The 7,211-nt window shown below is 35.1% G+C and carries 13 protein-coding genes; all 13 read left to right on the top strand.

Annotated features, from left to right (window positions below):
* The coding region (locus BA053_RS04670; RefSeq protein WP_174525433.1) for a major capsid protein at nucleotides 1-232 on the top strand (232 nt) is incomplete at its 5' end.
* Nucleotides 232-543: a head-tail joining protein gene (locus BA053_RS04665; protein WP_065095020.1), complete on the top strand. Its 312-nt coding sequence runs from the start codon at nucleotides 232-234 to the stop codon at nucleotides 541-543. The genes BA053_RS04670 and BA053_RS04665, both read left to right, overlap by 1 nt.
* Entirely contained in the window at nucleotides 540-1,049 is a 510-nt protein-coding gene (locus BA053_RS04660; protein ID WP_410543229.1) for a phage tail protein, read from the top strand. Before BA053_RS04665 ends, BA053_RS04660 begins: the two co-directional genes overlap by 4 nt.
* Nucleotides 1,046-1,519, top strand: coding sequence for a hypothetical protein (locus BA053_RS04655; RefSeq protein WP_065095150.1), 474 nt, complete (start codon nucleotides 1,046-1,048; stop codon nucleotides 1,517-1,519). The genes BA053_RS04660 and BA053_RS04655 overlap by 4 nt, the downstream gene beginning before the upstream one ends.
* Complete coding sequence (locus BA053_RS04650) at nucleotides 1,506-1,970, top strand: phage baseplate assembly protein V (protein ID WP_065095149.1); 465 nt, start codon at nucleotides 1,506-1,508, stop codon at nucleotides 1,968-1,970. The genes BA053_RS04655 and BA053_RS04650 overlap by 14 nt, the downstream gene beginning before the upstream one ends.
* A complete protein-coding gene (locus BA053_RS04645) occupies nucleotides 1,971-2,225 on the top strand; it encodes a PAAR domain-containing protein (protein WP_065106818.1) in 255 nt (84 codons plus the stop codon).
* Between the two features lie 2 nt (nucleotides 2,226-2,227).
* Nucleotides 2,228-2,563 carry a GPW/gp25 family protein gene (locus BA053_RS04640; protein WP_065095016.1) on the top strand — a complete coding sequence of 112 codons (336 nt, stop codon included), beginning with the start codon at nucleotides 2,228-2,230 and terminating at the stop codon, nucleotides 2,561-2,563.
* A 2-nt stretch (nucleotides 2,564-2,565) separates the two neighbouring features.
* A complete protein-coding gene (locus BA053_RS04635; RefSeq protein ID WP_065095015.1) occupies nucleotides 2,566-3,357 on the top strand; it encodes a baseplate assembly protein in 792 nt (263 codons plus the stop codon).
* A complete protein-coding gene (locus tag BA053_RS04630; protein ID WP_065095014.1) occupies nucleotides 3,357-4,511 on the top strand; it encodes a phage tail protein in 1,155 nt (384 codons plus the stop codon). The genes BA053_RS04635 and BA053_RS04630 overlap by 1 nt, the downstream gene beginning before the upstream one ends.
* Nucleotides 4,512-4,679: 168 nt before the next feature.
* Nucleotides 4,680-5,390, top strand: coding sequence for an ankyrin repeat domain-containing protein (locus tag BA053_RS04625; RefSeq protein ID WP_065106817.1), 711 nt, complete (start codon nucleotides 4,680-4,682; stop codon nucleotides 5,388-5,390).
* 38 nt (nucleotides 5,391-5,428) lie between these two features.
* The gene (locus tag BA053_RS04620) at nucleotides 5,429-5,896 is read left to right on the top strand and encodes an ankyrin repeat domain-containing protein (RefSeq protein ID WP_065106816.1); all 468 of its coding nucleotides are present in this window, start codon (nucleotides 5,429-5,431) and stop codon (nucleotides 5,894-5,896) included.
* Nucleotides 5,897-5,924: 28 nt separating this feature from the next.
* Nucleotides 5,925-6,356, top strand: a complete 432-nt coding sequence (locus tag BA053_RS04615) for a DUF2924 domain-containing protein (protein WP_065106815.1) — start codon at nucleotides 5,925-5,927, stop codon at nucleotides 6,354-6,356.
* Nucleotides 6,357-6,366: 10 nt separating this feature from the next.
* Nucleotides 6,367-7,211 (top strand): recombinase family protein (locus tag BA053_RS04610; RefSeq protein ID WP_167347176.1); only part of this gene is annotated, 845 nt, incomplete at its 3' end.

Raw genomic sequence — 7,211 nt, 5'->3', positions numbered from 1 at the left:
AAGATTTATTGAGAAAGATACAGGGCACTGTTTTCCACTAGGAACAGCGAGCACATTTACAACATATTTTGCACCAGCAGACTTTAATGAGACAGTAAATACTCTTGGACAGCCACTATATGCAAAACAAGAGCCAAGGAGGTTTGATAGAGGGACTGATTTACATACGCAGTCGAACCCTCTGCCAATGTGCCATCGTCCGGCAGTTTTGGTAAAAATTAGTTCTAGTTGATGAATATAGGAAAATTATTGGAAGATTGTTTTGAGCATTTAGGAGTGGAAGCCATATATTGTAATAAAAATAAGGAGAGTATTCGTAAAATAAAAGTGCTAATTAAACGTCCTGAGACTACGTACTCTCTAGGTGCAGATGGAGCATTAACTCAGCAAATTGCTTCTATAGAAATACGTGATCAGGACGTTACTTCCTTTAGCATAGGTAATTATATCAAGATTGAAAAAAGGTTCTACAAGATTTTTGAACCACCGTTAAAAGATTCTTCGAGTGAAATATGGAAAATTGAGGCAATAGAAAGTGTTTGATTAGTAACAATATTAATGAAATAATCTCCAATATTGAAAGAAAAGAGCAGAAAATAAAACTGGCAACTATAAAAGCGTTAAACAAAACGGCACTATGGTTAAAAGCGCAAGCAGCTAAGGAAATCAGTGAGGAAAAGAAGATAAAATTAAGTTTGATAAGAAAGAGATTAAGAATTTTTAAGGCGAAAACTAGCAGATTAGAAGTGTTAATTAGAGCAAATCTCTATGACATTAGAGCATCGACAATTGGCAAGATACAAAAAACAAGAAGAGGATCGAAAGTAGGAAAGCATGAGTTTATAGGAGGATTTGCAGCAGTTATGCCAAAAGGAAATAGCGGTATGTTTAAACGTGAAGGAAGAGCAGCATTGCCAATAAAGGAAGTTAAGTTGCCACTCGAACTAGAGGCTTCAAGGATAATAGGAAATCTTGTTAATTATGAGGTTGAGGAAGTGTTTGAAAAGTTCTTTGAACGTGAATTGAGTTATATTACAAGAAATGCATGAATTTTAAAGATTTGCATAACGCAATCTGCACTACGCTGAAGAGAGAAATACCAGCAATTCAAACTTGTGAAATTTATCCATCGATAAGAAAAGAATTATTAGCGCCAGCGTTATTTGTAGAGCTTGTGAGTTTAGAATCTGGAAAAGATCCTGGAACAGAAGAATTAGCATTGAAAGCCAGGTTTGAAGCGAGGATTGTCGTTGATGGAACAGTCGAGGATTCCTCGGTAGTTGTTAGAACACTAGCTGCTGAGGTTGTGAGAGTAGTAAATAAGAATACTTGGAATATGAAAAATATTTCACCAGGTGAATTTATATCTGCAGAAATTGACGGATTTAGGCCAGAATTGGATGCTTATCTTGTGTGGCTAGTTGAATGGTTTCATGAGGTACACGTGGGTAAATCAGTATGGTCAACTGGCATAATGCCACATGTTATTGAGATAGGTGAAGTGCATGTTAGACCATAGTTTTGCAATTTCAGAGCTAAATAGAAAATTAGCGAATATTATCCGTATTGGATTGGTGAAAGAAGTAGATTATGAAAAAGCAAAAGTAAGAGTGAAAATAGGAGATATTGTAACAGATTATCTGCCATGGATAACAAGCAAAGCAGGAAAAGATAGAGATTGGTCTCCTCCAGATATCGATGAACAAGTAATGGTATTTTCTCCTCTTGGTGAACTATCATTAGGAGTGGTATTAGGAGGAATATATCAGGAAAAATACTCTGCACCAGAGAATAAAAAAGAAATAAATAGTGTGAAGTTTCAGGATGGAACAAGATTGTTATATGATAAAGAGAAGCATCATTTAGAGATTGAAGTAGTAGACAAAATAACACTGAAAGCTGGGGAATCGAGCATAGAGATGACGAAGAGCGAAATAAAACTGAAAGCAGATAGAATAAACCTTAATTAAATGAATAAATCGGTTGTACGAGTAGGAGATTATTGTGTAGAAGTAACACCGCATTTCTGCATTAGCGGAAGTAATAATGTTTTTGTAAACGGTAAGTCAATATGTAGACAAGGAGACAGTTTTAGTGAAGGAAAAGTAATGATTCAAGGATCAAAAACAGTGTTTGCAAATGGTCTTAGTGTAGGAAGAGTAGGAGATATAGTTTCATGTGGTTTTAAAGTAATAAAAGGCAGTGAAAGCGTTTTTGCAAAATAGAAATGAAGGGTATGGATGCTAAAACAGGAAAAGCGTTAGAAGGAATAGAGCACTTAAAGCAATCGATAATTGATATACTGACCACTCCAGTAAACAGTAGAATAATGAGGAGAGATTATGGGTCAAGATTATTTGAATTGGTGGATAAGCCAATAAATAGAGATTTAACACTTGAGATATATGCAGCAACAGGAGAAGCTTTGGAAAAATGGGAAAAGAGATTTAAGTTAGAAAAAGTAAAAGTTGAAGGAGTAAAAGAAGGGAGAGTAACATTGAATTTAGAAGGTGTCTATCTTTCAGAAGGTAAGTTCATAAATATTAATGGAGTAGTTGTTTAAAAATGCAGCAGCCAAATATTATCGAACCACTGAACTTTGAAGAGATTTTTGCTCGGATGAAGGAAGAGTTAGTGAAGTGTGATGAAAGTTTTACAGCATTAGTAGAAAGTGACCCAGCGATGAAGGTATTAGAAGTAGCAGCATGGAGGGAATTGTTACTAAGACAAAGAATAAATGAATCAGTAAAGAGCAATTTACTAAAATTTGCAACGGGAGAAGATCTTGATAATTTAGCTGAATTTTATGGAGTAGAGAGAGAAAAAGAAGAAGAGGACGAACGATTTAGAAAAAGAATTAAAGCAAAGATAGTAGGCTCAAGCACGTGTGGAAGCAAGGAGTATTATCGTTATCATGCACTGTCAGCAGATAGTAGAGTAAAAGATGCATTGGTTGAGTCAAAAGTGGCAGGAAGTGTAGAGATCTCAATTTTATCTACAACAACTGGCATAGTGTCAGAAGAACTACTTGAAATTGTAAAAAAGCAGGTTACTAGAGATGATATAAGGGTTTTAACAGATACGATAACAGTAATTGGTTGCAATATTACGGAAATAGATATTCACAGCAGAATGAGCATAAGTCCTGTAATATCAGAGGAAGAAATCAAGAAGCAGTTTATTAAGAAGTTTGAATTAGCAAAAAGATTAGGGTGGAGTGTAACAAGATCGTGGATAATAGCGAATCTATTTGTAGATGGTGTAGAAAATGTGGAATTAATCGAGCCAAGAGAGGATGTTATGGTGCTAGGTAACGAATGTGCAAATTTGAGAAATTTAAAGATTGAGTTGAATTAATGTTACTGCCACCAAATGCAACCAAACAAGAAAAAGCGCTAGTAGATGCAACAGATTATAAGGTTGATCCAAGCTGTATCAGAGGATTTAAGTTCAACCTAAAAGGAGAAACATTGCCGTGGTTGATTGAGGAATATGAATTGGGGGAAATATTACACTGGGTAAAAGATAGAAGAAAAGCCATAGTAGAAGGAGTAAAATTTCAAAGACTACGTGGAACACCTGCCTCACTCAAAATAGCACTAAAATGGGCAAATATAGAAGATATTACAATTATCGAAGAACCACCTGGTAAACATTTTTTTGAACTGCAGATAGGGATAAGGGATGTTCCAAATGACTTTTTTGTAGATGCAGTAGTAGAACTTGCAAAACTATCATTACCAGCAAGATCGCGATTAATGAGGATTTTTAACGATTATTACAACGTTGATAGGTTTATTTTAGGTGAGAGTATATTTGGCAGCTTACTATCAGACTATTCAGGTAGAAAGGTTGAAAAAGATGGGCCAGTGTTATCGTTTGGAAGAGTAAATTTCTTCAGGTTTAGTGTTACGTCAATTAAGGTTATAGAGAGTTATCTACGCAACCATTATGAACAAACATTTAGTAATGACATATATCGATTAGATGTAGCAGTACTTGGAGAGACAGAAACTCATACAAAGGATTACAAAGGCATCTATGAAAGGAGTCATCAGTGGTACAATTTAAAAGCACTATATCCATTACCACAAAGTTTATTACCAGAAATAAAGTTTGCTAAGGCACAAATAGTATTATCGGACAGTTGGAACTTAGGAGAAATAAATGCGTGCTTTCCGGTTGGTAGCATAGAAGAAGAAGGAAATAAATTTGTATTGGGAAACGATAAACTTTCATGGCAACGTTGGAATTTAAAACACAAACCAATTTTAGAAAGGTTTAGCGTTACTCACCACTACAAAGTAGAAAATTATACTGATCAGAAGATTACAAACTATGTTTTAGCAGAACACAATGTTTACTATAAAAACGATTTAGAGCAAAAAGACTCAATACATGAATTAGAAAAGCATATTTTGGTATTTTACCCAGGAGTACTGAAATGGCACGAACATCGACATTTGCACAGAAGTTGGAAAAATAGTCAAGCAATATGTGTAATAAGTTAAATACTTATATTTAGATCCTCATATATTATATTAATAATAGGTTAAAATGTATGAAATAAAAAGAAAAGGACTTGCTTTCTCATGCTAAAAAGGACATGACTTGAATAGCAGCAGGTAAATATAAGAAATTTGTCTGGCGCTAGAAAAGCTAATTTTGTGAGGTATGAAATGAGTTTTAGCAAGAGTAAGTTTTTTAAAGAAGTATCAAGTAACGGATTTAAAGACATTAATAAAAGAAATGAAGAAGGAGAGACGATCTTGCATCAAGCAGTAGAAATCTCTGATTACAAAACAGTGAGATTATTAATAAAAAAAGGAGCAGAGGTTAATGCAAGAGATAAAAATGGTTATACGCCACTACACTGTGCAGTATTTGCGAAAAGCTTAGAAAATGTAAAAGTGCTGCTAAGGTCGGGAGCAGAAGTAAATGCCACTCAATATGTCACTGGATGTACGCCACTCCACTCTGCGTGCAAGATGGGAGGAGCAGGAGTTGAAATAATAAAAGAGCTGGTAAAGGCTGGAGCTGAAGTTAATCAACTGAATAAGTACGGCGCAACGCCAATGTATTACATCTGGGAAAGTGAAAAGTATCGTCTATGTGATAGCAAAGAGAGTGAAAAGGCGAGTAAATTTTTGAGAGAAAAAGGAGGAATAACAAAAAGTAGAGAACTGACGTGCTATGGAATAGAGGGGCTAGTGGGAGAAATAGCAGACATGTTGAATGGGAGCTACATGCCGGAGCTAAAAATAATAGAGATAGGAGAAATAAGGAAGAGAGACAAATCGCTAATAAAGAAAGAATGTCAAAATTTAGCAAGCAAGATAATGAGCAAAGTGAACGAAATGATAGATGAGGTAGCGAAAAGGAAGGTTTAAAAGAGGGATTTAAATTTAAAGAAAAGGTGAGGTGGATTATGTTAAAGCTTGGCAAATTTAATAAGTCAGCAAAAGAATTGTTAGAGAGCTCATTTAAAAATATTTATGAAAGAGACGAGAATGGAAGAACAGCTCTACATTATGCAGTAGAGGTAAAAACAGTGGAGTTATTAGTCGAAAAAGGAGCGAATGTGAATGCAGCAGATGTGAAAGGATACACAGCACTGCACCTAGCGGTAACGGAGAAACGTCTAGAAATCGTGAGGGAATTGATAAAATCAGGAGCAGACGTAAATGCTGAGGAATATGGAAATAAATGCATACCTCTACACCTTGCGTGCATGGTAGGTGAAAAAGAAATAGTGGAGGAGCTGGTAAAAGCTGGAGGAGAAATAGAACAAGAGGATGAATGTGGGATGACAGCAATAGATTATGCAAAAAATAGTAAAGAAGTAACTGAAGTATTGAAGAAAGAAACGGACAGAATTGAAAAGTTATTTGAATAAATAGAACCTTCTATGAGAGGCTGAAAATATGGAGGAAGAAACAGAAAAGAAAGTAATGAATTTAGAGAGAAAACCTTTGGATGAGCTGAGAAAAATATGGAAGAAGGTATATGGAGAAGAAGTGCCTAGATACTCAAAGAAATATCTGATACCAAGATTAGCTTATAGAATGCAGGAAAAAGCGTATGGAGAAATGTCAAGAAAGGGGACAAAAAGACTAGAGTATCTGGCAGATCGGCTAGAGAAGGGAAAAAGAATAAGTAGCGATAAATTACCAGTAGAAGGTACAGAATTAATACTAGAGAGAGGTGAGGAAACGCATGCGGTAATGGTAACAGATAAGGGTTTAATCTACAGAGAAGAATTTTACACATCATTATCAGCAGTAGCCGGAAAAATAATGGGAATGAGCTACAACGGACCTTTATTATTTGGGATGCGTGATAAAAATGAAAGTTGAAGAGAATAAAATGCTAAAAGAGGTAAGGTGTGCGATATATACAAGAAAATCAAATGAAGATGGTCTCGAGCAGAAGTTTAATAGCCTTGATGCCCAGCGAGTAGCATGTGAAAAGTACATAAAGAGCAGAGAAGGCTGGGTAATATTGGCCAAAAGGTACGATGATGGAGGATATTCAGGGAAAAATTTAGAAAGACCAGCAATAAAGGAATTATTTGAAGATGTTAAAGGAGGAGAGATAGACTGTGTAGTAGTATATACACTAGATAGGTTATCAAGAGAAACAAAAGATAGTATAGAAGTAACGTCATTTTTTAGAAGGCATAGAGTAAATTTTGTAGCAGTAACACAGATATTTGACAATAATACGCCAATGGGAAAGTTTGTACAAACGGTATTGTCAGGAGCAGCACAACTAGAAAGAGAGATGATAGTTGAGAGAGTAAAAAATAAAATAGCAACATCAAAAGAGCAAGGTTTATGGATGGGTGGAACTTTACCTCTTGGATATGATGTAAAAGATAAAGAATTAATAATAAATAAAAAAGAAGCGAAAATAGTAAAACATATATTTGAGAGTTATATGGAGCTAAAATCAATGGCAGAATTGGCAAGAGAGTTAAATAGAGAGGGATACCGAACAAAGAAGTTTGAAGCAAAATCGGGAAAAGTACAAGGAGGAGAGATATTTAAGAAAGCGACGGTGAGAAGAATAATAACAAATCCAATATATGTGGGAAAGATAAGACATTATGAGAAAGAGTATGAGGGAAAGCATGAGGCAATAATAGAAAAAGAAAAATGGCAAAAAGCGCAGGAATTGATAAGGAATCAGCCATATAGAAAAGCAAAATA

Origin of the sequence: Wolbachia endosymbiont of Nomada ferruginata (genome assembly GCF_001675785.1) — a bacterium.
Classification (GTDB): Bacteria; Pseudomonadota; Alphaproteobacteria; order Rickettsiales; family Anaplasmataceae; genus Wolbachia; species Wolbachia pipientis.
Note: the sequence above shows the minus strand (reverse complement) of the source record. Positions and strands in the feature narration are given on the sequence as shown.

What these genes read in the sequence shown, in the direction of transcription:
- BA053_RS04665 (WP_065095020.1), top strand. Translation starts at nt 232, where the DNA reads ATGAATATAGGAAAATTATTGGAAGATTGTTTTGAGCATTTAGGAGTG.
- BA053_RS04655 (WP_065095150.1), top strand. Translation starts at nt 1,046, where the DNA reads ATGAATTTTAAAGATTTGCATAACGCAATCTGCACTACGCTGAAGAGA.
- BA053_RS04650 (WP_065095149.1), top strand. Translation starts at nt 1,506, where the DNA reads ATGTTAGACCATAGTTTTGCAATTTCAGAGCTAAATAGAAAATTAGCG.
- BA053_RS04645 (WP_065106818.1), top strand. Translation starts at nt 1,971, where the DNA reads ATGAATAAATCGGTTGTACGAGTAGGAGATTATTGTGTAGAAGTAACA.
- BA053_RS04640 (WP_065095016.1), top strand. Translation starts at nt 2,228, where the DNA reads ATGAAGGGTATGGATGCTAAAACAGGAAAAGCGTTAGAAGGAATAGAG.
- BA053_RS04635 (WP_065095015.1), top strand. Translation starts at nt 2,566, where the DNA reads ATGCAGCAGCCAAATATTATCGAACCACTGAACTTTGAAGAGATTTTT.
- BA053_RS04630 (WP_065095014.1), top strand. Translation starts at nt 3,357, where the DNA reads ATGTTACTGCCACCAAATGCAACCAAACAAGAAAAAGCGCTAGTAGAT.
- BA053_RS04625 (WP_065106817.1), top strand. Translation starts at nt 4,680, where the DNA reads ATGAGTTTTAGCAAGAGTAAGTTTTTTAAAGAAGTATCAAGTAACGGA.
- BA053_RS04620 (WP_065106816.1), top strand. Translation starts at nt 5,429, where the DNA reads ATGTTAAAGCTTGGCAAATTTAATAAGTCAGCAAAAGAATTGTTAGAG.
- BA053_RS04615 (WP_065106815.1), top strand. Translation starts at nt 5,925, where the DNA reads ATGGAGGAAGAAACAGAAAAGAAAGTAATGAATTTAGAGAGAAAACCT.